Below are 25,056 nucleotides of genomic sequence, written 5' to 3'. Positions count from 1 at the left end.
GGTTAAAGCACTTGCTGAAAAAGATCGGTATAGAGCTTCGTTGCTGCCAGTCCTGCAGGCGTCGGGTGGTTGCCTGGCGAGAGCATTCCTTCTAACACCGCGAACGCCTTCGCCTTGGTGTCGGCCCTGGCCAAGTGACGGAAAAGCGCATCAACGTCCGGGCAGCTACCGGGGCTCGGTGCTGCATCGGCGTGGTGGGCAATAATGCGTTCGAGGCTGGCATCGCCGGGCACTACGGCGGTGGTCTTTTCGACATCTGCTAACCTGGGGCGACTGCGAAACCGGTTGCTGGTACGTGCTGTCGGTGTTTGCCCGGTATCCGCCAGAATCCAGTCCCGCAGAAGCTGTTGCTCATAGCCGTCGAAGACGCCGAACATGGGTGCCTGCTTATCGGTCACCAGATGCCAGAAGCGGCTTTTCTCCGGGCTCTCGCCGCGCCGGATCCATCCGGCGGATTGGAGCGCCTTGAGCAGGTCTGCAATCTCGCCCGGCGAAGTAAGCCAGTCGCTTACTGACCGTCCCGCAACCAGGCAGTAGTCAGAATGCAAGTTCGCACCGACCAGCGCCTTGTCGGCAAGAACCCGCAGCAGTTCTTGCTCGAGGTCGAAGGACGCAATGACCTGAGGCGTACCCACGCCCACCTGATTGAGCCGGAAACCGTTCCCGACACGGCGAATAAAATCGGCGGCATTGCCGATGCTTGGCGTACAGTCGAGCAGGCACTGCAGGGCCTTGCGCGCGTGCCCGGTCGAGGCATTATCGATCGTAATGTGCAGGGTGAAGTAGTAGGGGTCAATGTCGAGTTCGTTCAGCTCGTAGGCAGTGATGGGCAAATGCAGGGGCAACTGTTCGTAGCCCAGATTGTAGCCGATCAGCTCGGGCAAGAATTCGTGCGCGTGATGGGCCAGGGCGAGCTGCACGGTGCCTTGGGTGAAATGCTCTTCGGGACCGTTCTGCCACTTGTCGCAACCATAGCGCGCGAGCAGCCCCTTGTAGAGCAGGACATGATTTTGCAGCGTATTGCCGCAGCCGAGCTCTTCGAGGTAGGTTTGGATAAGGGGCGCGAGCCGCGGGTCCTGCCAACGCTGCAACAGGCCGTAGAGCCAGGCGCCGTCCACGAGCTTCGTGGGTGCCACGGCGCGAAGGAAGTACATTGCATGGGAGCGGCTGCTGAAATAGCTCCGGGGTGCACCGCCGTGACGCCGGTCGAGATAGTGTCGGTAAGCCTGGGCCGCATGCTTGTGGGACTGACGTAAAATGTGAGGCAATGACTGCAGGTCGGCGGGAAAGTCAGTGTCGATCGCCGCTGCCGCGCTCAGGTGTTTCAGCAGGAAGGTGCGCGATGTGGCGCGTGTCAGTTCGTCGATCCGTCCCGTTTTGTCGCCGCGTTCGTCCAGCATCGCGAAGTAGAGTTGCCTGCTACGCGCTTGCTCTGGTGCCAGATAAGGGGAGGCCGTTCGCAGAACTTTACGTGGTACTGAAAACATTATCTCTACGCCCTATGCCGCTTGCTCGCCAAAATGCTATGGGTCGGCAGCATAAGGCGTTCTTAACGCAATCAGCACCGAAGGTCTATCGTGCACCGCTCCACCCTAGGAGTCTGTTCGATGTCCCACACTCTGACCGCCTATCCGTGCGCACGTTGCACCATCTCCGCCGTGGATGTTGCTAAGGGTCTGGGGTAATCCCTGGGGGCGTTACCTAATCCAGAGTCCGAGCCCGAAGGTATTCCTCGCAATTCTCCGTTGTAAGCGGCTTGGCGTATAAAAAGCCTTGGCCCGCGTTGCAGCCCAAGGCTTGGAGGTGGCCTTCCTGTTCTTTGGTTTCAATCCCCTCGGCCAGCACGTCCAGCCCCAGGCTGTGTCCCATTTGAATGATCGCACTGGCAATCGCTCCAGTTTCCGGCTCGCCGCTCAGCTCCCGAGTGAATGACTGATCTATTTTTAGGCGATGGAGCGGAAACTGATTCAGGTAGTTCAGACTTGAGTATCCGGTGCCAAAGTCGTCTATGGCAAGCGTGACCTGCAATTCGCGAAGTGCTTTGAGCGTCTGGGTGACCTGGTCAATACTTTGCATGACGACGCCTTCCGTGACCTCCAGTTCCAGTAGGTCGGGCTGTAGTCCTGTGCGTGAAAGCACCTCGCTTATCCGATCACAAAAATCAGCCTGGCGGAATTGATGTGCTGAAATGTTCACCGCAATAGACCCTTTCGTCAAGCCTTGAGATACCCAGCGAGCGTGCTGTGTGCAGGCAGTTTCCAGCACCCAGTTCCCAATGGGTATGATTAGGCCGCAGTCCTCTGCAATCGGTATGAATTGGTCAGGGGGAATAAGTCCGCGGGAGGGGTGCTGCCATCGGACCAGGGCCTCCAGGCCGAGTACTTCGCCAGTGTTGAGGGAAAGTTGTGGCTGATACATCAGAAACAGTTCGTGACGTTCTACAGCACGATGCAAGTCACTTTCAAGGGTCAGACGATCCAGCGCTCGCATATTCATTTCAGGTGCGTAGAACTGGTAGCGGTTACGCCCCAATTCTTTGGCGACGTACATTGCCGCATCTGCATTGCGCAGTAAGGTTCCCGCATCCTCTCCATTGCGGGGGAAACAGGCAATTCCGATACTTATGCCCAGGATAATTTCGGTCTTCTCCAGAATAAATGGGGCGGCAATGACAGTGAGGAGCTTGTCGGCAACGAGAGCAGCATCTTGTTCTTTCTTGATTCCCGTAAGAGCCACGATAAACTCATCACCCCCTTGCCGGCTTACCGTATCCCCGGAGCGCACACAGCGGCACAGCCGCTTTGCAACCTGATGGAGAAGCTGATCGCCCAGTGCATGCCCAAAAACGTCATTTACATGTTTGAATCGGTCCAGGTCCAGGAAAAGTAAGGCGACTTGTTCATCATGCCGCTGAGCGTGTGACAGCGCTATGTTGAGCCGATCGGTTAGAAGCAATCGATTGGGTAGGTCTGTGAGCGGGTCATGAAGGGCCATATGGCTAAGCTGATCATTAGCTCTTTGGCGCTCGGCTGCGGCACCGAGGATATTGGCAACACCTTGCATAAAACCGACGTCATCAGCCGGAAACTCGCGAGGCTTAGTGGCGTAAGCGCCCAGCACGCCGACAGGATTTTCATTGCCACCAATCAAGACATCGACACCGCTTACAACGCCATGATGAGTGAGCAACTCGGACGGAGTGAATTGTGAATCCTCACTGAAATCATGAATGATGACGGGTTCGTGAGATGTAAGGATCCGATAGGTTTGTGTCTGCCCCTTTGGTTCCGCGACTTGGTGCCCAATCCAGCCTGCTTTCCAGCCGGTGCCAGCTTTCAGTACCAAAGGTTTTTGGGGGCCATCCAGTAGCAGAACGCTGCTAAACTCTACTTTCAGACCTTGCGTGACTGTCGATGCCGCCTCCGTATACACCTCGTCGAGACTCGCGGCAGACAATGCAAAGCGTCCTAGCGCGGCGACAAGTAGTTGTTGCTGTGCCCTTGCGTGTAGCGCCAGTTCGGCCTGTTTTCGTTCAGAAATGTCCTGAACCGTGCCAAAGAATCCTATGACCTCGCCACGATCATTTTTTCTCGGTACCGCGACTATCTGAACATGGGATACTTTACTGGGACCTTCGCTTGTTTGTAGGTCAAATCTTTGACTTTCACCTGATGTTGTCCCCAGATTGATCATTTTAGTCAAAAGCGCGGCGCTTTCAGAGTCGTACAGCATCGTGATCTCATGAAAGCTCTGGGGAGGACCAAGCCGACAGTCTCTTCCCAAAATTTGATACAGTACCTCGGACCAGGTTGATTGTTCGGTTATGAGACTGTATTCCCAATCCCCGATCTTGCCGACGCGCTGGGCCTCATCGAGGCGCTCCTGAGTTCGCTTCAGATCGTCAATGTCCGTGCAAGTGCCAAACCACTTTACGATGTTTCCTGCCGCATCGCGCATTGGCACAGCCCTGCCGAGCATCCAGTGATAAACCCCGTCCCATCGACGCAACCGGTACTCAATCTCATAGGGTTCTCCGCTGGTCGTCGCTTGCAGCCACAACTTGGCAGCATGATCCCGGTCCTCTGGGTGGAAGGGCGGATTCCAGCCAAACCCGAGGCTCTCTTCAAGTGTCAGTCCCGTGTAATCGAGCCAGCATTGATTAAAGTCAATATGCCAGCCATCGGGGCGGGTAACCCACACAATTTGAGGCATGGTTTCAACCAGCGTCCGGAATTCCGCCTCGCTTGTGCGCAACGCGTCCTGGACCCGGTTGAGCTCTGTTTGCCGATCGCTAAATAGCATGACAGCTAATCACTCGCTTTGCCCTCAATGGTAAACTCTGAAAGTGCAGTCTACACCCTATTGCGCTGGTGATATGGACTAATAGAGTTGGAAGCCGAGCTTCCCCTGCGCGCACCTCAGGAACGGGGGACTATTAACGATAGAAGCCGTCTGCTGCGTTGCGCGCCCAAGCATTGAAACGCGACCCGCTGAAAAGATCGCGCGGGGGAGGCGGGCCAGTAGGGAATCACGCGAACATATACCGAAGATATATCGTGCGCCCAACCCTCTCAGGAGTCTGTTCGATGCCCCACACACTGACGGCCCGTTGGTAATAGGTAGGCCGTACCACAAGGTACCGATGGTGATGAACCCCAAGTCGTTAGACACAATAATGACCAATAAAGGAAAAACCGATAGTTCTGTAGAATCAACAACCTATGCGTGCTTTTCAGGAGATATATCCCGAGCCTGGGCTCAAAAAGCAGTGCAGTTAAAGTAGAGAGTCGGGCAATACGTCAGCTCTCTTGTTTATAAGTTGCTGAAATTTAAAAGTATTTGTAAGGTTTCTGCCGTCAATGAGCGGTATTTTGGCCGTAGGGTTCGCCCTCAGAAAAGGATCCTTGACTGTCACGTAACGTTAGCGTTCAAGATGCTCAAGGTCGATGATTACAACATTCAGGAGAGTAGCCGTATGGACAATGAGCGTATCTACAGCGTCAGTGAGTTGAGTCGGTTGGCGGGGGTATCCGTACGAACGTTGCACCATTACGATCAGGTGGGCCTTCTGAAACCATGGCGGAAAGAGAACGGTTATAGGGAGTATGACCGGAAACACGCCGTTCGGCTTCAGCAGATCATTATTTATCGGGATCTTGATTTCTCTCTTGAGGAAATAACTCGCCTGTTAGATCTGGATGCTGATAACCAGGCAAAGGCACTGAACTCCCAGAGAGACTTGTTGTGGCAACGACAAAAGCAAATTCAACGCATGATTGACAGCCTTGAGGTCACTATGAAAAGTATTCAGTCTAAGCAGAACGTGGATATTATGTTTGAGGGCTTACCGAAAGAGAAGATAGCAGATTATGAAAAATCTGTGCGTGACAGGTTTGACCTGAGTTTTGAAGGTATTACCGAAGATTTACTTGGGGGGTTCAGCTCAGAAGAAGCAAGGGCGCTGAAGGAGGAGGGAGATCGATTTGCTGAGGATTTTGTCAATGTCATCCATCTTCCGGTGGAGTCGGAACAGGTTCAGCGCTTGGCCGAGCGTCATCACGATATGATAAGTAAAATGGCCAGCTTTGCAGAGGAGGGCGTTGAACTCGACTACGATACAGCTCTGAAAGCTTCTCATTTTTTAGCGAACGACGAAGCGACACAGGAGTTCTATAGCTTTTACCACGACGACTATGCAAGACGCCTTGGGGAAGCGTGGAGGTACTTTGCAGAAACCAGATTGAAGAGCTAGCCGGTTTGGCGGTGCTGGAGGGTGGCCGGGTTAGCCACCCTCCGTCTCTAGATATTGGAAATGGGCTGTTATCAATCAATTAGCCCTCTGTGTAAGCCTCCGGGCTCGGGCAGGAACAAATCAGATTGCGATCCCCGTAGACGTTATCAATCCGGTTGACGCTCGGCCAGACCTTGTGGATCTTGAGCCAGCTCGCGGGGCGCGCGGCGGTGTCGCGGTTGTAGGGGCGTTCCCAGTTGTCCGTAAGCACGTCGTCCTGGGTGTGGGGCGCGTGGCGCAGGGGGCTCTGGTCGGCGTTCAGTTCACCGCTTTCCACTTGTGCAATCTCCCGGCGAATGGCGATCATGGCGTCGCAGAAGCGATCCAGTTCGGCCTTGGATTCGGACTCGGTGGGTTCAATCATCAGGGTACCCGGTACCGGGAAGGACATGGTCGGGGCGTGGAAGCCGAAGTCCATGAGGCGCTTGGCGATATCTTCCTCAGTAATGGTGCTCGCCTCTTTGAGCGGGCGCAGGTCGAGCAGACATTCGTGGGCCACAAAGCCTTCGCTGCCCTTGTACAGGATGGGGTAGTGGTCGCCCAGGCGTTTGGCCACATAGTTGGCGTTGAGAATGGCGATTTCGGTGGCCTTGCGCATGCCCTCGGCGCCCATCATTTTGATATACATCCAGCTGATCGGCAGAATACTGGCGGAGCCCCAGGGCGCCGCGGAAATGGTGCCGTTGGCCGGATTGGTGCCCGGCACCGCGGAGATCGGATGGCCGGGCAGGAAGGGGGCCAAGTGGGCGCCCACACCGATGGGGCCCATGCCCGGGCCACCGCCGCCGTGAGGGATGCAGAATGTCTTGTGCAGGTTCAGGTGCGAGACATCGCCGCCGAATTGACCGGGCGCGGCCAGGCCCACCAGCGCGTTGAGGTTGGCGCCGTCGATATACACCTGGCCGCCGACCGCATGAATCATGTCGCACAGTTGGGTAATGCCCTCTTCAAACACCCCGTGGGTGGAAGGGTAGGTGACCATGATGCAGGCGATGCGCTCGCCAAAGGTATCGATTTTGGCTTGAAGGTCGGCCAGATCCACATTGCCTTTGCTGTCGCAGGCGGTCACTACCACCTTCATGCCCACCATCTGGGCGGAGGCCGGGTTGGTACCGTGGGCTGAAGCGGGAATCAGGCAGATATCCCGCTCGGTGTCGCCTTTGCTTTCAAAGTATTTTTTGATCGCCACCAGACCGGCGTATTCGCCCTGGGAGCCGGCGTTGGGTTGCAGGCTGATGGCGTCGTAGCCGGTGCAGGCCTTGAGCAGGTTCTGCAGCTCCTCAAACAGCGCCTGATAGCCCTGGGTCTGCTCGAGGGGGGCAAATGGGTGCAGCTTGCCAAACTGGGGCCAGGTCACCGGAATCATTTCGGCGGTGGCATTGAGCTTCATGGTGCAGGAGCCCAGCGGAATCATCGAGTGATTCAGGGCCACATCCCGGCTCTCCAGACGCTTAACGTAGCGCAGCATCTCGGTTTCACTGTGGTAACTGTTAAACACAGGGTGGGTCAACACGGCGTCGGTGCGTTTCAGTGACGCGGGGATGCCCGGCGTGCCCTGGGCTGCCAGCTCGGCATCCATAGCTTCCAGATCGAGGGCGTGGTCGCCAGCGCAGAAAACGTTGAGCAGACGGCTGACGTCGTCCAGGGTCGTGGTTTCGTTGAGGCTGATCCCCAGACGGGTCTCGTCGACCTTGCGCAGGTTGATCTCGTGAATCAGTGCCGCCTGGTAGATGCCTTCCTGTTTTTTGGCGCTGCCCATATCCACGGTGATGGTATCGAAGTAGCTGTCGTGTACCACGATAAAGCCTTTGGCGCTCAAGCCTTCGGATACCAGCGCCGCCAGCCGGTGGATGCGCTCGGCAATGCGTTTGAGGCCTTCGGGGCCGTGGTAGATGGCGTAAAACACGCTCATCACCGCCAGCAGCACCTGACTGGTACAGATGTTGGAGTTGGCTTTCTCGCGGCGGATGTGTTGCTCGCGGGTCTGCATGGCCATGCGCAGGGCGGGCTTGCCTTTGGTGTCGACGGATACGCCGATGATCCGTCCCGGCGCCGAGCGCTTGAACGCTTCCCGGAAGGCAAAGAAACCGGCGTGAGGGCCGCCAAAACCCATGGGGATACCGAACCGTTGGTTGGTGCCCACTACCACATCGGCTCCCATGCTGCCGGGTGATTTGAGCAGCATCAGGCCCATCAGATCGGTGGCCACGGTGACCAGGGTCTTGTTGTCGTGGGCCTGGGCAATAATGTCGGTAAGGTCGCGCACAGCGCCAGTGGAGCCGGGGTACTGGAGCAGGGCGCCGAAGCACTCGGTACTCGCCAGCTCATCGGCGCTGCCGGTGACCACCTCAATGTCGAAGTGCTCCGCGCGGGTGCGAATCACGGCCAGGGTCTGGGGGTGAGTGTCGGCGTCGACAAAGAAGGTCGTGGAGCGGTTCTTTTTGTTCTGGCGCGCGCACATGGCCATGGCTTCGGCGGCGGCGGTGCCCTCGTCGAGCATGGAGGCGTTGGCCATTTCCATGCCGGTGAGATCCATGATCATCTGCTGAAAGTTGAGCAGGGCCTCGAGCCGACCCTGGGCGATCTCCGGCTGGTAGGGCGTGTAAGCGGTGTACCAGCCCGGGTTTTCGAGCACGTTGCGCAGGATGACGTTGGGCACGTGGGTGTCGTGGTAACCCATACCGATATAGGTCTTGAAGAGCTTGTTCTTGCCCGCGATAGCGCGTAGCTCAGCCAGTGCCTCGGCCTCGGTTCTGGGGCCGTTGAGTGCCAGCCTGCCGTCCAGGCGGATACCGGCGGGGACGGTTTTGCGCACCAGCTCGTCAATGGATGCCAGGCCCAGGGCCTGAAGCATGGTTTGGGCCTGCTCGGCGTCGGGGCCGATATGGCGCTGGATAAACTCATCCTGGCCCGTCAGTTGGGACAGCGAAGCAGTGCGAAAATCAGCGGACATAGACGGGGTGCTCGTTCTGGCTGGACTACGGACGGGGCGGGCGCTCGGCACCGCCAGGGAAGGCCGCAATAGTAGCAATCACAGGCGGTTACGGCAATCAATCCGGGGCTTGTTTGACCTGGATCGGGTCCCGTTTGTCTGTCGAAGTGCTAGGATTGTCAAAAAGCACAACGGTGAGCCTAAGGATGCCCATGACCGACGATAAACCCCACAAAATTACCTTCCTGGGTGCTGCCCAGCAAGTGACCGGCTCTTGTCACCTCCTGGAAACCGGGGGTGAGCGCTATTTACTGGATTGCGGCATGTTGCAGGGCGAGCCCTCAGAGCAACCGGGTTTCACGTTCAAGCCCGCCAGTATCGACGCGGTGATTCTGTCTCATGCCCATCTGGACCACAGCGGGCTGCTGCCGCAACTGGTGCGCGAGGGCTTTGGCGGTGCCATCTATTGCACGCCGGGGACGCAACGGCTGCTGAAAATTCTGTTGGAAGATGCCGCCGGGCTTTACTTGCGCGACCTGGAATACGACAACCTGCGCCGTGAGCGCGCCGGCAAGCCCCTGCTGGAGGCGCGCTACACCCGCGAGGATGTGGCCGAGGTGTTGAACCGGTGTGAGGCGATCCCCTACGGCGAGCTCACCCGGGTCAGCGATCAACTGCAGCTGACCTTTTACGATGCCGGGCATATTCTCGGTGCATCGGTGGTCGAGTTGGGTGTCGGTCCGGGCAATCAGCGCAAAACCCTGGTATTCAGCGGCGACCTGGGCAACCCGGAGACCTCGCTGATGCGCGATCCGACCCGGTTGGAAAAGGCCGATGTGGTGTTGATGGAAGGCACTTATGGCGACCGGGATCACCGGGGCTTTGCCGAGACGGTGGCGGAACTGGAGCAGGTCTTGACTGAAGCCCGGGCGAGCAAGGGCAATGTGTTGATTCCGGCGTTTGCCGTGGGGCGTACTCAAGAGTTGCTGTTTCAGCTCGGTCACCTGTACCAACAGGGCAAGCTCGACGGTTGGCAGGTGTTTGTCGACAGCCCGATGGCCAAGGCGGTCACGGAGGTCTATGAAGACTTTCGCAGCACCTGGGACCGGGACGACCGGGCACTCTTGGCCAAGTACAAAAGCCGTACCCTGAAAGACTTTTTACCCTGTCTGTCGGTGACTGAAAGTGTGGATGAGTCGATTCAGATCAATCGTATTAAAAACGGCGCGATCATTATCGCCGGGAGCGGTATGTGTACCGGGGGGCGTATTCGCCACCACTTCAAACACCGCCTGTGGAAGGCCAATACCCATGTGGTCTTTGCCGGCTTTCAGGCGCGCGGAACCCTGGGGCGGATGTTGGTGGACGGCGCCAAGCTGATCAAGCTGTTCGGCCAGGAGGTGTATGTGCGCGCCCAGATTCATACCATCGGGGGTTTTTCGGCGCATGCGGGCCAGTCGGAGTTGCTGGCTTGGGCGGGCAGCTTCGTCAATAAGCCTAAATTCTATCTGGTGCACGGGGAAGAAAAGGCGCTCGACACGCTGGCCGAAGCCTTGTGGGAGCACACGCGCATTGAAGCGACGGTGGCGGCCAAGGGCGCCACCGTGCACTTCTGATTACATGCGGTCCATGACCTCGATGCCCAACAGCTCCAACCCGGTCGCCAGGGTCTGTGCGACCAGATGGCACAGGCGCAGGCGGCTGGTGCGCAGCGCCTCGGGCACGTCCGATTTCAGAATCGGGCAGTGCTCGTAAAAGGCCATATACAGGCTGGCGATATCGTACAGGTAGGTGCACAACAGGTGCGGCTGCGCCTCGCGGCCGACCTGTTCCAGGGCTTCGCTGAGTTGCAGCAGGCGAATAGCCAGGGCACGCTCCTGTTCCGCGGCCACGCTGATATCCCCCGACAGGCTCCCGGGCTCTACGTCAGCCTTGCGGAAGATGCTCTGAATACGGGTGTAGGCGTATTGCAGGTAGGGCGCGGTGTTGCCATCGAAGCTGAGCATCTTGTCCCAGTCGAACACATAGTCGTTGGTGCGGGTCTTGCTCAGGTCCGCATATTTGACTGCCCCGATACCCACTTTGCGCGCGATTTCCGCCGCCGCTTCCGGGTCCAGCTCGGGACTTTTGGCGAGCACCACCTGAGCGGCACGCTCGACCGCCTCCTCCAGCAATTGTGCGAGCTTGACGGTGCCGCCGGTACGGGTTTTGAAGGGTTTGCCGTCCTTGCCCATCATGGTGCCAAAGGCGTGGTGCTCCAGGCTCACCTCCGGGTGCACAAACCCGGCTTTACGCGCGGTAATAAACACTTGCTGCATGTGCAGGGACTGGCGCGCATCGATAAAGTACATGATCCGGTCCGCATCCAGCTGCCCGGCGCGGTAGCGCAGCGCTGCCAGGTCGGTGGTGGCATAGAGATAACCGCCACCCTGCTTTTGTATGATTACCGGGGAAGGGTTAGCGTCCTTGTCTGCGAGCTCTTCCAGAAAGACCACCTGGGCACCCTGGTCCTCGACCGCCAGTCCCTGGTCCTGCAACTCTTTGACCAGCACTGACAGGTCATCGTTGTAATAGCTCTCGCCGCACACGTCGTTGTCGGTGAGGGTGACGTTGAGCTTCTGGTAAATCTCTTTGCTGTGCTGGAGGGAAACCGTGCGGAACTCTTCCCACAGTTTCAGAATCTCCGGGTCGCCGGATTGCAGGCGCACCACATAGTCGCGCGCCTTGTGGGCGAAGGCTTCGTCCTGATCGAAATGCTTTTTGGCTTGCTGATAAAAAACTTCCAGGTCCTGCAGGGCCATTTCCGCGTCCCGCTCTTTGCCCAACTGCTCCTCCAGCTCGGCAATCAGCATCCCGAACTGGGTGCCCCAGTCGCCCACGTGATTCTGGCGGATGACATTGTGCCCCTGAAACTCCAGCAGGCGGGCGAGGGCATCGCCGATGATGGTGGAGCGCAGGTGGCCCACGTGCATCTCTTTGGCCAGGTTGGGGCCGGAATAGTCGATGACCACGGTCTGGGCTTCGGCGTCACTGGCCTGGGCGATGGCCAGGCGAGGGTCTTTCTCAGCCGTGCTCAGCTGCTCGGCCAGCCAGGCCGGATCCAGGTGGATATTGATAAAGCCCGGACCGGCGATGTCCAGCTTGGCGGCGATTCCGTCCAGCGCCAGGTGCTCAAGGATCTTGCCCGCCAGCTCGCGCGGGTTGCTCTTGGTCGCCTTGGCGGCACCCATGGCGCCGTTGGCTTGATAGTCGCCAAAGCCGGCTTTTTTGGATGGCGCCACCAGGGCCTTGCATTCAGCGGGAATACCGGCCGCCAGCATAGCCTGCTGGACTTTGTCGTTCAGGAGTTCGCGGATGTTCATAAGTGATGGGGTCGCTTTTAAATGAACGCGAATTGTACCGGCGCGATGGGCACCTGTCATCCTGAGCGGACGGTCTTTGGCCGATCGGTTTAGCCGAGCCAGTCAAGGCCCAGGATCAGCCGGGGTTCGCCCTCATTGGCGGGTGAGCGATGAACCAGACCGCGCCCTTCATTGCCCTCCCAGGCCTCGCCCTTGAGCAGGGCGACGGCGCCGGAGGATAAACGTTGAATGTGCTCTGGCTCCACGACCTGCTCCGGTAATGCTCCGGGTTTGTCTGCGCGCCTGACCTGGGGTTCGGACAACCATTCGGTGCCGGTTCCCCTGTAGGTACACAGCAGTCGGGCGGGGACACGGTCCACATGGAAGCGCGGACACATCGTGGACTTGATCAGGTGCAGACGCAGCCCCACGGCGGCAGGCTCAAACAGGCAGCGATACATGGCGACGAGCTGCGCTACGTCCTCCAGCCAGGCTTCGGCATGGGGCAGTGCCAATGCCCAGTCAGGTAGTATCCCGGCCGCGCCTCGGGTGTGCTCCAGGCTGACAAACCGTTCCAGTGTGCCTGCCCGCAGCGCAAAAGCCTCGGCAAACCCGGCGATCTCGGGGCTCAGAGTGCGCTGCCAAACCGCGAGGTTGACGTCATTGCGAAAGATCTCTGTCAGGCACTCGGGTTGGTCTCCCACAATGGCGATGGGAGCCGTCAGGGCATCGGGGTATCGGGTCATGGAGAGCTTGCCGTCTGGTTGAGTAGGAATAGTTATGATATAACATAATGAATATGAGTTGAACCGGGACACGGTTCGAAATTTCGGGAGTAGGCCATGTCAGATTTAATACCACAGCGCTATGAGGAATGGCGGCACTGTATTACCCACACCTGCGGTATCCCCTTGACGGAGCGTTATATTCGCGAGCGAATCAAGGCGCTGAACGACAGCCGTGATCATATGACAGCAGGATTCGTTCAGTTGTACGGCGAGGGTCATCGGCGTCAGACGCTGGCCTGGTTTGAGCGGGCGTTGGAGGAACTGAACTGAGGGAGGGGTGCGCACAAAAAAGGCGGCCCCTTAACGGGGGCCGCCTTTTTAAGAACCTCGGGGCCGGAGCCCCGCGTTCAAAACTATTAAGCGCAATGCTTAGATAGCTTGAATGTTCTCGGCTTGCGGGCCTTTTTGGCCTTGAGTCACATTGAAGCTAACACGTTGGCCTTCAGCCAGGGTTTTGAAGCCTGAACCGGTAATGGCGCTGAAATGAGCAAACACGTCTGCACCAGACTCTTGCTCAATAAAACCAAAACCTTTTGCTTCGTTGAACCACTTAACTGTACCAGTAACTGCTGACATAATCGTACCTAAATAAAAATATTGAGATTGGCCCTTGTGGACCGGTAGTGCTGGAAAGATTCTATTACTTAAAAAAGACAGGACGATTACGTGCGACTGAGTTGCTAGCTACTGGCAGGGACTCGAACGGGTTTTTACAATATAAATCAGAACTTCCTAACCCGACCCATAGTACAGGGTCTGTAGGCCTTGTCAACGCTTTTCGTATCCCTTGTGGCAGGCCGGGCCTGGGGCGAGGCGTCGGATTCAATGACTGCAGAGGCCCCGAGTCGCTTCGGCGTCAGCCCGTTGGTGCGAGTAGTCCGGAATTCACTGTCGGGGTAGAATAAGCAAATTTATAAAATCGAGGGATGATATGAAGCGCGTAATAGTAGGATGCTTGTTGGTTGTTATTGTGGTGATTTTTGGGGGTAACTATTACTACGGGCGCCAGGTGGATAAACACCTGGATGATGCCGCCCGGCTCATGGCAGCCATGGGTGGCTCTCTGGAGTACGACGGTACGCGCATTACACCGGGCGGCGATATTCGCATCAACGGTTTACGTCTGTATGCGCAGGGCGAGCGACTCGAGATCGACCGGCTAGTAGTGCGCACCGGAAGCATGTTGGGTGTCCATCGCCTGGCAATGGCTGTCCGCAAAGACCGCTTCCCGGAACAGTTGGGTCTATCCATCGAAGGGATGCGCCTGCCCCTGGGCGGGAGCGGTTACAACGAGCTCGACTTCATGATGGGCGACAGCGGCGGTAGTTTTGCCGCCGCTGGCTGTGGCGACCGCACCGACTTCAGTGCCCAGGACCTGGTTGCCATGGGCTACAGCACGCTGGTGATGGACAACCACATGGATTATCGGCTCATCGGCGGCGGTGAGTTGATGGAGCTAAGCATCAGCACCCATTCTCACGCTATGAACGATGTGGCCTTGAAGGCGGAATTCTTCCTGGGGGCTCGCTCGACCGGTATGCAAGCCATCGCAATGTCGATGGCCCAGGCTCAACTGCACTCTGTGGACCTGGAGTACCAGGATCGGGGATACGCCGGTCGCGTCATCGACTTTTGTCAGGCGGAAACCGGCCTGAGCCGGGAAGCGTTCCTCGAGCAACATCTGGAGGCCTGGCAAGGGGTTTGGAAGATGGCGGGCTTTGAAGCGGGCCCCAATCTGACCACGGCCTATCGGCAATTTTTGCAGAACCCCCAACATATTGGCGTTCGTGTGACTCCTCAAGGGCGGCTTGGCCTGGCAGAGCTGGCGGGCACGTCAGCAGAGCTGTTGATGTACCAGCTGCAAATTTCCCTGGACGTTAACCGCCGTGACGTGGGTCGGTTTGATCTGGCGGTCATCGGCCATGAGGCTCAGCAAGCCGAGCGACGCGAGCGGCGTCGGGCTCAGAGCCCGGCGTTGACGAACTCCGAGTCAGGCGCACCGGCCAGCGCTCAGCAGCCGCCCGAGAGTACCGGGCCAATCGCGGTCGAAGAGCTGCGTCGGCACCTGAATGCAGAGGTTGAACTACGACTCAGAAGTGGCCGGCAACTGCAGGGGCGTATCCGCGAGTTGGGTGACCATTCGCTGCGCCTGCAGATTTACCAAAGCGGGGGCCACCTGACCATGCCCGTGACCTATGCCGATATCGCCGAGGCTTATCTCAGATAGTGACCCATACCTTCGCTATACTCAGCTGATCATTGGGGGCTAGAGCGAGGAGGATTTATGAGTGTGACGGTAGCGTTAACCGGTCAAAGAGTATTGGTGGTCGGCGGCACCAGCGGTATTAACCGAGGTATTGCCGAGTGCTTTGCCCGAGCTGGTGCCAAGGTGGCGGTGGCCAGCCGTACCGAGCAGAAGGTCGAGGACACTCTTGTGGCCCTGCAAAAGCTCGGGGCTGAGGCGCGGGGCTTTTGCGCCGACGTGCGCGATGCCGAGGCCATCAAGGCAGGGGTTGATCAATTAGGCGAGGAGTGGGGCGGCCTGGATGTGGTGGTTTCGGGCGCCGCGGGCAACTTTCCGGCGCTGGCGTCGGACATGTCCGCCAATGCCTTCAAGTCAGTCGTGGATATCGACCTGTTGGGCACCTTTCACGTGATGCAGGCGGTGTACCCGCATTTGAGCCGACCGGGTGGCTGCGTTATCAATATTTCCGCGCCCCAGGCCGCGGTGGCTCTGATCGCTCAATCTCATGTCTGTGCGGCCAAGGCGGGTGTGGATATGCTCACCCGGTCCCTGGCGCTGGAGTGGGGGCCGGAGGGTATTCGGGTCAACTCGGTGATGCCCGGGCCCATTGATGGCACCGAAGGTATGGCACGCTTGGCGCCCAGCGAGCAGGCGCGCCAAGCGGTGGTCGACTCGGTGCCCTTGCGCCGTCTGGGGACGCCCGAGGATATTGGTCGGATTTGTGTACTTTTGGCATCGGAGTGGGGAGGGTATATTTCCGGCGCGGTGCTGCCGGTGGATGGTGGTTGGTCGCTCGGGGGTGTGTCCGCAATGAACAACTGGCACTGAAGTTTTCCTTTAATTCTGTTTTATCTTAAAAATCAGATAATTTTTTCTATTCTGTGAACTCGCTCTCACAGATGGCGCGTGAGTTTCTTCTCATCATTTTCAGGCTCCTTATACTGCGTGGTGATGTAACCGTTTCCACACACTGAGAATAGAGAGAGAAAAAATTATGTGCGATTTACTGTTACGACAATACCGTCAGTGGTTAGGTGCGACACTCGCACTTTTTGTGGCGTTCAGCGCGAGCTTTTCAGCATCCGCCGTGGCTCAGCCGAGCGCGTGTGAATACCGGGTTCAAAATGATTGGGGCGCCGGTGCGGTGGTCGAGGTAGAGGTTACCAATACCACCGATACAGCTGTTGATGGCTGGAGCGTGAGCTGGAGCTATGAGCACACCACGATCGACAATCACTGGAATGCCCAACTCAGCGGCGATAACCCTTACACGGCTGTCGATGCAGGCTGGAACGCCAGCTTGCAGCCGGGGCAAAGCGCCATCTTTGGCCTCCAGATCAGTCATCAGGCCGGTACCGAAATACCCGAGCTATCGGGCACCTTGTGTGATGATACTGACCCTGGCAACGGCAACGGCAACGGCAACGGCAATGGAAATGGCAACGGCAATGGAAATGGAAATGGAAATGGAAATGGAAATGGCAACGGTGGCACGCCTGACGGCCTGAGCAGTGTTGAGCTGACCTACCAGATGGGTATTGGCTGGAATCTGGGCAACTCCCTGGAAGCCGTTGGCGGCGAAACCGCCTGGGGCAATCCGCCCACCACTCGCGAATTGATCGACGCGGTGCGTGACGCCGGTTTCGACAACATTCGCATCCCCGTGGCCTGGAGTGTGTTTTCCGACGAGCAAAACTACATTATCGATAGTGACTGGATGGCCCGTGTTGAAGAGGTGGTCAACTACGCGTTGGACGCCGATTTCTATGTCATGATGAATATCCACTGGGATGGTGGCTGGATGCAGCCCACCTATGCGGATCAAGAGTACGTCAACAACCGTCTGGCGATTATGTGGACACAGATTGCCGAGCACTTTGAAGATTACGATTATCGTCTGCTGTTTGCAGGCACCAACGAAGTGATGGTCGAGGGTGACTATGGTACCCCCACCGAGGAGTACTACACGGTGCAAAACAGCTTCAACCAGACCTTTGTGGATACCGTGCGCGCCACGGGCGGCAACAACGCTGATCGCTACCTGATCGTGCAGGGCTTCAACACCAACATCGACCACACCGTCAACTTTGCCGAAATTCCCGACGATCCGGCCGATGACCGTTTGCTGATGGAAGTTCACTACTACGACCCCTACAACTTCACGCTCAATGAAAGCAGCGACATTACCCAGTGGGGCAGCATTGCCACCGACCCGAGCGCGACGGAAACCTGGGCTGACGAGCCCTGGGTAGATACGCAATTCCTGCGTATGAAAACCCACTTTGTGGATCAGGGTATCGGTGTGATTCTGGGTGAGTACGGCGTGATCTCGCGTCCGAACGTGCCGGATCACGAAATCTATCGCCGCTACTGGAACGAGTACATCACCGCCTCTGCCCTTGAACACGGTCTGGTGCCCGTGTACTGGGATAACGGGTGGGCCGGAAACTTCGGCTTCGCGCTGTTTGATCGTCACACCGGCGCTCAGATCGAACCGGAACTGATTCAGGTGATTTTGGGCACCGCGGACTGACCCTCTCAATCGCAACCAAGCGACAAAGCCGGGTATACTCTGTATGCCCGGTTTTTTTATGTAGAGGATATAACGCTTTATGACGACAACGGCCAAGCGCCCCCTGGACGGCGTGCGCGTGATTGAACTCGGCCAACTGATCGCCGGCCCCTTTGCCGGCTGCCTGCTCGGCTACTTTGGTGCCGAGGTGATCAAAGTGGAGCCGCCGGGCAAAGGCGACCCGCTGCGCGGCTGGCGCGTCGTGGAAGAGGGTACCTCGCTCTGGTGGCGAAGCCTCGGGCGCAACAAAAAAAGCGTCACCCTCGACCTCAAACAGGACGAAGGGCGCGCCCTCGCCAAACAACTTATCGACAGCGCCGACGTCGTCATCGAAAACTTCCGCCCCGGCGTCATGGAAAACTGGGACCTGGGACCCGAGACCTTCAAAGAATCCAACCCCGGCCTGATTTATACCCGTATCTCCGGCTACGGCCAGACCGGTCCTTACGCTCAGAAGCCGGGCTTCGCCTCGGTGTGCGAAGGCATCAGCGGCTTTCGCTACGTCAACGGCTTCCCCGACCAGGCGCCGGTGCGGCCGAACCTGAGTATCGGCGATTCCATCGCCGGGTTGCACGCCGCCCTGGGTATCGCCCTGGCCCTGTTCGAACGCGAACAGGACGACGCCCGTGCCGGGCAGGTGGTGGACGTGGCGTTGTACGAAGCCATGTTCAACCTCATGGAAGCGGTGGTGCCCGAGTACGACGGCGCCGGTGTCATCCGCGAACCCTCGGGCACCACGGTGACCGGCATCGTGCCCACCAACACCTACCGCTGCAAAGACGGCAAATACGTTGTCATCGGCGGCAACGGCGACTCCATCTTCAAACGCCTCATGGAAACCGCCGGACGTACCGACATGGCCGAAGACCCGAGCCTCGCCACCAACGCCGGGCGGGTAGAACACGAAGTCGCCATCGACGCCGCCCTGGCCGCCTGGTGCGTCACCCTGGACTCCGCCGACCTGCTCCAAAAACTGGAAACCGCCCGGGTACCCTCCGGCCCTATTTACAACGTCGCGGACATGTTCGCCGACCCCCACTTCAACGCCCGGGGCCTGTTCGAGCAAGTTGAAATCAATGGCAAACCCCTCAAAATTCCCGCTATGGCGCCACGCCTCACGGGCACCCCCGGACGCACCGACTGGGCCGGCGAAGATGTCGGCACCCACACCGATAGTGTCCTGGGTGATCTCTTGGATTTGGATGCTCAGTCGCTCGCCAGCTTGCGTGAGCGCGGAGTGATATAATTTTCGACTTGCCAGTCGTTCTCCCGCTGCTCACCATCAATCAGGTAGCGGTACTGGAAGTTAAAGAACTTGCTGGTGTCGTTCCTTAAAAAACACCTGAACGGATAAAACAAGGAGCTCGTTCTGAATAAGCGCCTGAAACAAGGTCTTGGTTGGCTGGATACGCCCAGCGCGGAAGTCGAACATCAACCGACTGTGGCCAACTTCGATGCCTTCCTGAGCAAGGCGCCAGAGTCCAGACTGGGTGCTCGCTGGCAGGTTGCTCGCTTCTGGCCTCTGATGGCTGGTTTCAATGGTGTGCTGGCGATGAATGCGTTGATGCTGTGGCCAAGCCGCAGTGGGGTGCATTTGCTGATTTTCATTATGACCCTGGTGCTGCTGCCATTTTTGTTGATGTTGTGGACGGCCCTTGCCGGCCTGATTGGGGGTCGAGCACCCTGGTGGCGGTGGCTGGTGACACAGCACCGGGATCCGGCGATCAATCTCTGGAGTTGCCGTCAGGCCCTCCTGGCGCAAGCGTCTTTCGTGGGCTCGGCGCTGGTCTGGTTGTGGTTGATGTTGATTTCCCGACAGATGGTCTTTTACTGGAGTACCTCCATCGAATGGGTCAGCCAGCGGGTCGATTCTCTGTTTCAGGTGCTTAGCCTCGGCGTGATCACTGCACCCCGAGCCCTGGTGATCAGCGCATCCGAGGCCGGCGCCATTACCGGTTGGGAAACGGCGTTACTCTCCCATGCGGCTTATTGGGGCGCCTGGCTGAGTCAGGTCATGCTATTGTGGGTGATTGCTCCGGCGCTGATACTGGCCGGTTTGTGCCATTGGCGCATGCGCCGCACCCTGGCGCATTGGCCCGACCACAACGCCCAGTTGCGTCGCTATTACCACAGCCTGAAACAGGACCCTTTGCGCTATACGGCACTGGAGCCGGCGCAGCCGGATGCTTCGCTTTCAGCCAATAAGCTGGCCATAGCCCGACACCCTTTGACTGAACCCGGCTTTGGCTGGCTTCAGCCAGAAGGTTATTTGCCGGCGGGCTCAGTGTATTTGGGGAGGGGAGGGCACAAGGCGGATGAGCAAAGTGTGCGCAACGAAGGCGGCGTGCTTAAGCACTGGTATTGTCGCGTGGACCAGGTTGCGACCGGCGACCTGGCCGATCTGATTCAACTCCATAGCCAGCAATGCGATCACCCCACTTTGATACTCTGTGTGCCAGACCCGGAGCCCTCAGAATTGAATAACCTGTTGCGCAGTTGGCAAACCTTCGTCGAGCGGCAACAGCTCAGGGTGCACCTGACTGTGGTGCAGCCGGAGGTGCAAAAGCATGGCTGAGTTTCCTTGTTTTGCCGTGGTGGGGCATCCCAATCAGGGGAAATCCAGTGTGGTGTCTACCCTGGCCCAGGATGATCACATCGCCATCTCCCCCGTCAGCGGTACGACCCGAGAAGCGCACCGCTATCGGTTGGTGCTCAAGGAGCGGGTGCTCTATGAGTGGATTGATACACCGGGTTTTCAGCGTGCGCGCCAGATACTGGAATGGTGTAATGAGCGAGCGCACTCGGCTGCGGATCGGCCCGCACTCTTGTCGCAGTTTGTCGAGGAACACAAAACCGACCCGCGCTTTGCCGACGATTGCGCCGTGTTGACACCGGTTTTGGCTGGAGCGGGCATTATCTATGTGGTCAATTCCAGCCAGCCCTACTCGGCGGCCCACGACGCCGAGTTGACGCTCCTGTCCTGGACGGCACAACCCAGGTTGGCCTTGCTTAATCCCATGGGGCCAGCAGATCAGGTAGCGGCAACCCGCACTCAGTGGCAGCAGGCGCTGCAACAGTATTTTTCGCTGGTGCGCACCTTTAACCCGCTGCGTGATTCCTTTACCAGCCAACTGGCGCTGATCCGTAGCCTCGCTGAAATCGCCCCCGATTGGCAAAGCGCTTTGCTTGAAGGTGTTGACGCTCTTGAGCATCAGCGTCAGGAGCGTCATGACCAGGCGGCAGATGCTGTGGTCGGTTACTGTGAGCAGGTTTATCGCTTTCAACTGCAGGTCCCCCTGGCCGGGCCCAAGGAGCAACTGAAAGCGCGGGCGCTGGCGCAATACAATGCCGAATTGCAACGCCGAGAATCCCGGCTACAACGAACGCTGGCGCGCATCTATGGGCATCATCATCTGGATTGGGAGGGCGAGTGGCAGCCACTGAGCCATCGAGATTTGACCGATCGGCGCGAGTGGCGTGCCTGGGGGCTGCCACGGCGCCGACTTGCCGCGTTGAGCACGGCCGCCGGTGCGGCGTCCGGGTTGGCTGTTGATGCAGCGGCCGGTGGCACCAGCTTACTGCTGGGTGCTGCTCTGGGCGGCGTGATCGGTGGTCTGGCTGGAAACTTTGCTGGTCGTGATCCGGTCACCGTGCAATGGGTCGAGAAGATACCCGGTTACGAGCATTGGCAATTGGGGCCCGTCAGCAATCTCGAATTTGCGGTTGCGCTGTTCGGGCGAGCATTGCGCATCTGGTATCAGGTTCGGGTGCGTAACCACGCGGATCGTGCGGCGCTGAGGCTGTCCGGGTCCGACTTGAACCAGTGGCTCGAAGGCTTGGCATCCCGTCAACAGGTCCAGTGGTTGTACTGGCTGCGCAAATGGTTGAAGCGATCTCTGACGGAAAGTGAACAAAAACAGATGAAGCATCTGATATTGTCGATTGGGGATCAAATGGATAGCCTTTAATGCGTCTTGATGGCTAAGGCGATAGGAAAGAGATACACTTTTACCGAGCTTTCAGCGCGACGATCCACTATCGAGACCATGAATATGACCCCAGAACCCGGCCTTTACCGTCACTACAAAGGCAGCGACTACGAAGTCATCCACACCGCCACCCACAGCGAAACCGGCGAACAACTCGTCGTCTACCGCTGCCTCTACGGCGACTACAGCTGGTGGGTGCGTCCGCTCGCGATGTTCACCGAAACCGTCACCCTCGACGGCAAAGAACAAGCGCGTTTTGCCTACGTCGGTCCCCTCGACAAAAGCGCACAGTGGGCCGGCCAGTGACCGAAACCAGCCTCGAAGAAGTCGATCAACAGTGGATGACCCACGCCCTGACTCTGGCTGAACAGGGTAAGGCCTTGGGCGAAGTGCCCGTGGGCGCGGTACTGGTGCGTCAGGGCACCGTGCTTGGGGAAGGTTTCAACCAGCCCATCAGCGGCTGTGACCCGTCCCTGCACGCCGAAATCGTCGCCCTGCGCCAAGCTGCAAAAGCGGCCAACAACTATCGCCTGCCGGGCAGCACCCTCTACGTCACCCTGGAGCCCTGTACCATGTGCATTGGCGCTCTGATCCATGCGCGCATCGAACGCCTGGTGTACGGCACCACCGAACCCAAAGCCGGCGCTGTCGTCAGTCAGTTACAGTTGCTCGACAGCGACCACTACAACCACCACATCGACTACACGGGCGGCGTTATGGCCGACAGTTGCCAGCATCAACTCAGCGACTTCTTCCGCGAGCGACGGGCGGCGGCCAAGGCCGCGAAAGCGACCGCCCCCCAAAGCGAAGGTCAATGACCCATCAGGGTCTCGACTACGGGTAAGAGTTCACTGGCCCAAATTTCATAGCCGACCTCTGACAGGTGCAAAAAGTCCGGCATCACCTCCGGCGACAGATCACCGTTGGTCATGACCAACTGCTCACCGATATCCAGATAGTGGACCCGGACCTGCCCGGTGGCCAGTGCTTCCAACTGGCGGTTAACCGCCTTCACCTTGTCCCGCTCCGGATCTTCCCCGGACTCCCGGTGGGGAAAAATGCCGTGGACAATGATCTCCGCCTCGGGAAAGTGGTGGCGCAGCTCCGTCACCACCGCCTCAATACCCCGATATACCTCATTCACATTATCCCCGCGCAGCCCGAAGTTGTTGACCCCGATCAGCAGAGATACCACTTTGGGTTCCAGCGTCCCGCTGGCACCGTGGCGCAAGCGCCAGAGCAGATTGTCAGTCTGGTCGCCCCCAATACCAAAATTAGCGGGCTGATAGCGCCCAAAGTGCTTTTCAAGCAAGTGCGTGGGCCAGCCCTCGGTAATGGAATCACCGATAAACAACAGCTCCACCGGCTCCCGCGCCGCAATGCCCACATCTTCGGCGTGCATCTGATACCAGCGCTCAAGGCTCATCCAGGGATACTCGACCATACGGGGCTTGGGGGTGATTGACTCGGGCGCTGCAGCGGACGCGTCCTCCGGGGAATGGGCGCAGCCAGCGGCGATAACACAGGCAAAGAGGACAATTAGTGTGGAGTGGCGCATTGGGGGAATCTCGGTTGTTATTGGAAAGCGAGATTGTAAACGGTTACACGGCAGGAATGCCAGCCCCGACAACAGCACAAAATTTGGCTGCAAAAGGGCCTGTCTTAGGCTTTCGCTACCTGTGAAATTGCGCTAGGATCGCTGAAAACTGGTTCGTTCTTATTGTAGGTTTTACGCGTTTATCACGCGCAACTGGTTTGGGCATTGGCCTTCGCTTCGTTCTGGGCCGCTGAACCTGACGCTACCCGTATTAGGGAATCAACGATCAGCTCAACCCCATAAAAGTCGAGCTTTCAAAATATGGGGAATGTCGGCAAAAGCTTTGACGGTGCGTGGGCCATGCCAGGGGATCTGCTCGATAGACACGCTGAAGCTGAAAGGTACACATGCGACGACGGTTATTATTGGGTCTGTAAGCAGTGTTTTAATGAATGTAAACGGAAATTTGGGCTAGTGCTGGTCCAGGGCGGCTAATAAATGTCAATGTCAGTGAGAGAGGTGCTATACCGGCAACTTGAGCCGAGCGCAAGGGAAGCAGGCCTGTCCTTTACAAACCGTTGTATCGCTTGTCTGATTATTTTTGCGACCCTGGTAGCTGTGTTTGAAACTGAAGTTACCGTTAGGTCTTTGTTTCCGGGGTTCTTTCTTTATGCCGAGATATTCTTTATTGCCCTGTTCTCAGTGGAATATATTGCGCGCTTAATAGCTGCTGGCGAGCAAGAAAAATATGCAGGGTTTGCAGGCCGTATCCGATACCTTTTTAGTAAATGGTCGATCATTGATCTTATAGCCATACTGCCGTTTATCCTGACGTTGGGCGGTGTCAATTTGGTGGTTGTCCGGCTGTTAAAGTTTCTTCGCCTGGTCAGGATTCTGCGGTTAGGGCCCTTCGGCGCAGCATGGTCGATTATGGGTGAGGCTATATCACGCCGAAAATATGAGCTGCTGTTGTCTTTGGTTGTTGCGGGTTTTCTACTGGTTTTTTCTGCATCGTTTATTTACGTGGCCGAAGCTGCGGCTCAACCGGAGGAGTTCGGGAGTATTCCGCGATCACTGTGGTGGGCGGTCGCCACCTTAACGACTGTTGGTTACGGCGATGTTACGCCGGTGACAGTGATGGGACGCATATTTGCAGGCTTTGCGGCGGCCGCTGGTATTGGCCTGGTAGCAATGCCTACCGGGGTTCTGGCTGCCGCTTTCAGCGACGCGTTTCAGGATCGCCGCAATAAAATGGAAGCCAAGGGTGACAGCGACCGGCGTTTTTAAAGCTATTGAGCCATTTACTGCTGCAGTACTGTAACGTCTAAGGGCTTTGGCTGCACCTTGGTTTGGCTATAGGAAATTTAAGCCCAGCATCTACAATGCTCAATATCACACAAGGAAAAAGGAATGAATGACAAAAAAGGTTTTCTAGGCGGCGCGGCGTTGGTTGTCAGCGCTGCTGTTGTTTTCGGTCTTGGAAAGTTTGCAGTCGGCAGTTTTTTGGGCGGTTCTAGCGAGGCGAGTATTCAGGCGGCATTGCTGGATTCCGCTGACCAGTTGAATGCGACCCTGCCCATGATGGTTGATGAGGAAACGCGCCTGGACTCGGCGTCGGGAAGCGACCGGACGTTCCGCTACAACTATACGATGGTCAATTACGCCTCAGAGGATATTGACCCCGAGGTGTTTGTGTCGCATATGCGGCCGCAGCTGACGGCCGGGGTGTGTACCAATAAGGAAATGGCGGTTTTCGTCAAGCATCGCATACCGGTGGTGTATGCCTATTATGGCAATCAGGGCAAGGAGATTGCCACGCTTGCGGTGCAGTCAACTGATTGTGACTGAGCTCTTCCCGATG

At 57.7% G+C, this 25,056-nt stretch carries 20 protein-coding genes; 13 read left to right on the top strand and 7 right to left on the bottom strand.

Annotated elements, in window-relative coordinates; translation table 11 throughout:
* Window positions 1-2: 2 nt before the first annotated feature.
* Window positions 3-1,487, bottom strand: a complete 1,485-nt coding sequence (locus DKW72_RS14505) for an iron-containing redox enzyme family protein (protein WP_198411375.1) — start codon at window positions 1,485-1,487, stop codon at window positions 3-5.
* A gap of 214 nt (window positions 1,488-1,701) precedes the next feature.
* Complete coding sequence (locus DKW72_RS14500) at window positions 1,702-4,302, bottom strand: EAL domain-containing protein (RefSeq protein WP_111643100.1); 2,601 nt, start codon at window positions 4,300-4,302, stop codon at window positions 1,702-1,704.
* Window positions 4,303-4,975: 673 nt separating this feature from the next.
* Here DKW72_RS14500 and DKW72_RS14495 point away from each other — a divergent pair.
* A complete protein-coding gene (locus tag DKW72_RS14495; RefSeq protein WP_198411373.1) occupies window positions 4,976-5,752 on the top strand; it encodes a MerR family transcriptional regulator in 777 nt (258 codons plus the stop codon).
* A gap of 79 nt (window positions 5,753-5,831) precedes the next feature.
* On the opposite strand, the gene gcvP is transcribed toward DKW72_RS14495, so the two are convergent.
* Window positions 5,832-8,744, bottom strand: a complete 2,913-nt coding sequence (gene gcvP, locus DKW72_RS14490; protein WP_111643098.1) for an aminomethyl-transferring glycine dehydrogenase — start codon at window positions 8,742-8,744, stop codon at window positions 5,832-5,834.
* Between the two features lie 191 nt (window positions 8,745-8,935).
* On the opposite strand from gcvP, the gene DKW72_RS14485 reads away from it, so the two are divergent.
* Window positions 8,936-10,339: an MBL fold metallo-hydrolase RNA specificity domain-containing protein gene (locus DKW72_RS14485; protein WP_111643097.1), complete on the top strand. Its 1,404-nt coding sequence runs from the start codon at window positions 8,936-8,938 to the stop codon at window positions 10,337-10,339.
* On the opposite strand, the gene argS is transcribed toward DKW72_RS14485, so the two are convergent.
* Together argS and DKW72_RS14475 are read right to left on the bottom strand one after the other, a co-directional pair.
* Window positions 10,340-12,085 carry an arginine--tRNA ligase gene (gene argS / locus DKW72_RS14480; protein WP_111643096.1) on the bottom strand — a complete coding sequence of 582 codons (1,746 nt, stop codon included), beginning with the start codon at window positions 12,083-12,085 and terminating at the stop codon, window positions 10,340-10,342.
* Window positions 12,086-12,174: 89 nt separating this feature from the next.
* Window positions 12,175-12,810, bottom strand: coding sequence for a DUF1826 domain-containing protein (locus DKW72_RS14475; protein WP_111643095.1), 636 nt, complete (start codon window positions 12,808-12,810; stop codon window positions 12,175-12,177).
* Between the two features lie 96 nt (window positions 12,811-12,906).
* Here DKW72_RS14475 and DKW72_RS14470 point away from each other — a divergent pair, with 96 nt between their 5' ends.
* Window positions 12,907-13,122, top strand: coding sequence for a hypothetical protein (locus DKW72_RS14470; RefSeq protein WP_111643094.1), 216 nt, complete (start codon window positions 12,907-12,909; stop codon window positions 13,120-13,122).
* Window positions 13,123-13,221: 99 nt separating this feature from the next.
* Here DKW72_RS14470 and DKW72_RS14465 read toward each other — a convergent pair whose 3' ends face one another.
* The gene (locus tag DKW72_RS14465; RefSeq protein ID WP_111643093.1) at window positions 13,222-13,428 is read right to left on the bottom strand and encodes a cold-shock protein; all 207 of its coding nucleotides are present in this window, start codon (window positions 13,426-13,428) and stop codon (window positions 13,222-13,224) included.
* A 355-nt stretch (window positions 13,429-13,783) separates the two neighbouring features.
* On the opposite strand from DKW72_RS14465, the gene DKW72_RS14460 reads away from it, so the two are divergent.
* The 8 genes from DKW72_RS14460 (at window position 13,784) to tadA (ending at window position 22,476) form a co-directional block, all read left to right on the top strand.
* On the top strand, window positions 13,784-15,079 hold the full coding sequence (locus tag DKW72_RS14460; RefSeq protein ID WP_157960507.1) for a hypothetical protein: 1,296 nt from the start codon (window positions 13,784-13,786) through the stop codon (window positions 15,077-15,079).
* Window positions 15,080-15,136: 57 nt separating this feature from the next.
* Window positions 15,137-15,925 carry an SDR family oxidoreductase gene (locus DKW72_RS14455; RefSeq protein WP_111643091.1) on the top strand — a complete coding sequence of 263 codons (789 nt, stop codon included), beginning with the start codon at window positions 15,137-15,139 and terminating at the stop codon, window positions 15,923-15,925.
* A gap of 166 nt (window positions 15,926-16,091) precedes the next feature.
* A complete protein-coding gene (locus DKW72_RS14450) occupies window positions 16,092-17,630 on the top strand; it encodes a cellulase family glycosylhydrolase (RefSeq protein WP_111643090.1) in 1,539 nt (512 codons plus the stop codon).
* 79 nt (window positions 17,631-17,709) lie between these two features.
* A complete protein-coding gene (locus DKW72_RS14445) occupies window positions 17,710-18,915 on the top strand; it encodes a CaiB/BaiF CoA transferase family protein (RefSeq protein ID WP_111643089.1) in 1,206 nt (401 codons plus the stop codon).
* Window positions 18,916-19,110: 195 nt separating this feature from the next.
* Window positions 19,111-20,244, top strand: a complete 1,134-nt coding sequence (locus DKW72_RS14440) for a DUF2868 domain-containing protein (RefSeq protein ID WP_111643088.1) — start codon at window positions 19,111-19,113, stop codon at window positions 20,242-20,244.
* Window positions 20,237-21,637: a DUF3482 domain-containing protein gene (locus tag DKW72_RS14435; protein ID WP_111643087.1), complete on the top strand. Its 1,401-nt coding sequence runs from the start codon at window positions 20,237-20,239 to the stop codon at window positions 21,635-21,637. Before DKW72_RS14440 ends, DKW72_RS14435 begins: the two co-directional genes overlap by 8 nt.
* 84 nt (window positions 21,638-21,721) lie before the next feature.
* A complete protein-coding gene (locus tag DKW72_RS14430; protein ID WP_111643141.1) occupies window positions 21,722-21,964 on the top strand; it encodes a DUF1653 domain-containing protein in 243 nt (80 codons plus the stop codon).
* Window positions 21,961-22,476 (top strand): tRNA adenosine(34) deaminase TadA, encoded by a 516-nt coding sequence (gene tadA, locus DKW72_RS14425; RefSeq protein WP_198411372.1) that lies wholly within the window; start codon window positions 21,961-21,963, stop codon window positions 22,474-22,476. Before DKW72_RS14430 ends, tadA begins: the two co-directional genes overlap by 4 nt.
* Here tadA and DKW72_RS14420 read toward each other — a convergent pair.
* A complete protein-coding gene (locus DKW72_RS14420) occupies window positions 22,470-23,216 on the bottom strand; it encodes a GDSL-type esterase/lipase family protein (protein ID WP_111643086.1) in 747 nt (248 codons plus the stop codon). The genes tadA and DKW72_RS14420 overlap by 7 nt on opposite strands.
* A 477-nt stretch (window positions 23,217-23,693) precedes the next feature.
* Between DKW72_RS14420 and DKW72_RS14415 the strand changes: the two genes are divergently transcribed.
* Window positions 23,694-24,482 carry an ion transporter gene (locus tag DKW72_RS14415; RefSeq protein ID WP_198411371.1) on the top strand — a complete coding sequence of 263 codons (789 nt, stop codon included), beginning with the start codon at window positions 23,694-23,696 and terminating at the stop codon, window positions 24,480-24,482.
* 123 nt (window positions 24,483-24,605) lie between these two features.
* The gene (locus DKW72_RS14410) at window positions 24,606-25,043 is read left to right on the top strand and encodes a hypothetical protein (protein WP_111643085.1); all 438 of its coding nucleotides are present in this window, start codon (window positions 24,606-24,608) and stop codon (window positions 25,041-25,043) included.
* The last annotated feature ends 13 nt before the right edge of the window (window positions 25,044-25,056 follow it).

It is taken from the genome of Marinimicrobium alkaliphilum (assembly GCF_003259155.1).
Lineage (GTDB): Bacteria > Pseudomonadota > Gammaproteobacteria > Pseudomonadales > Cellvibrionaceae > Marinimicrobium_A > Marinimicrobium_A alkaliphilum.
The sequence above is the reverse complement of the archived record's forward strand: the minus strand, read 5'-3'. Positions and strand labels throughout refer to the sequence as shown.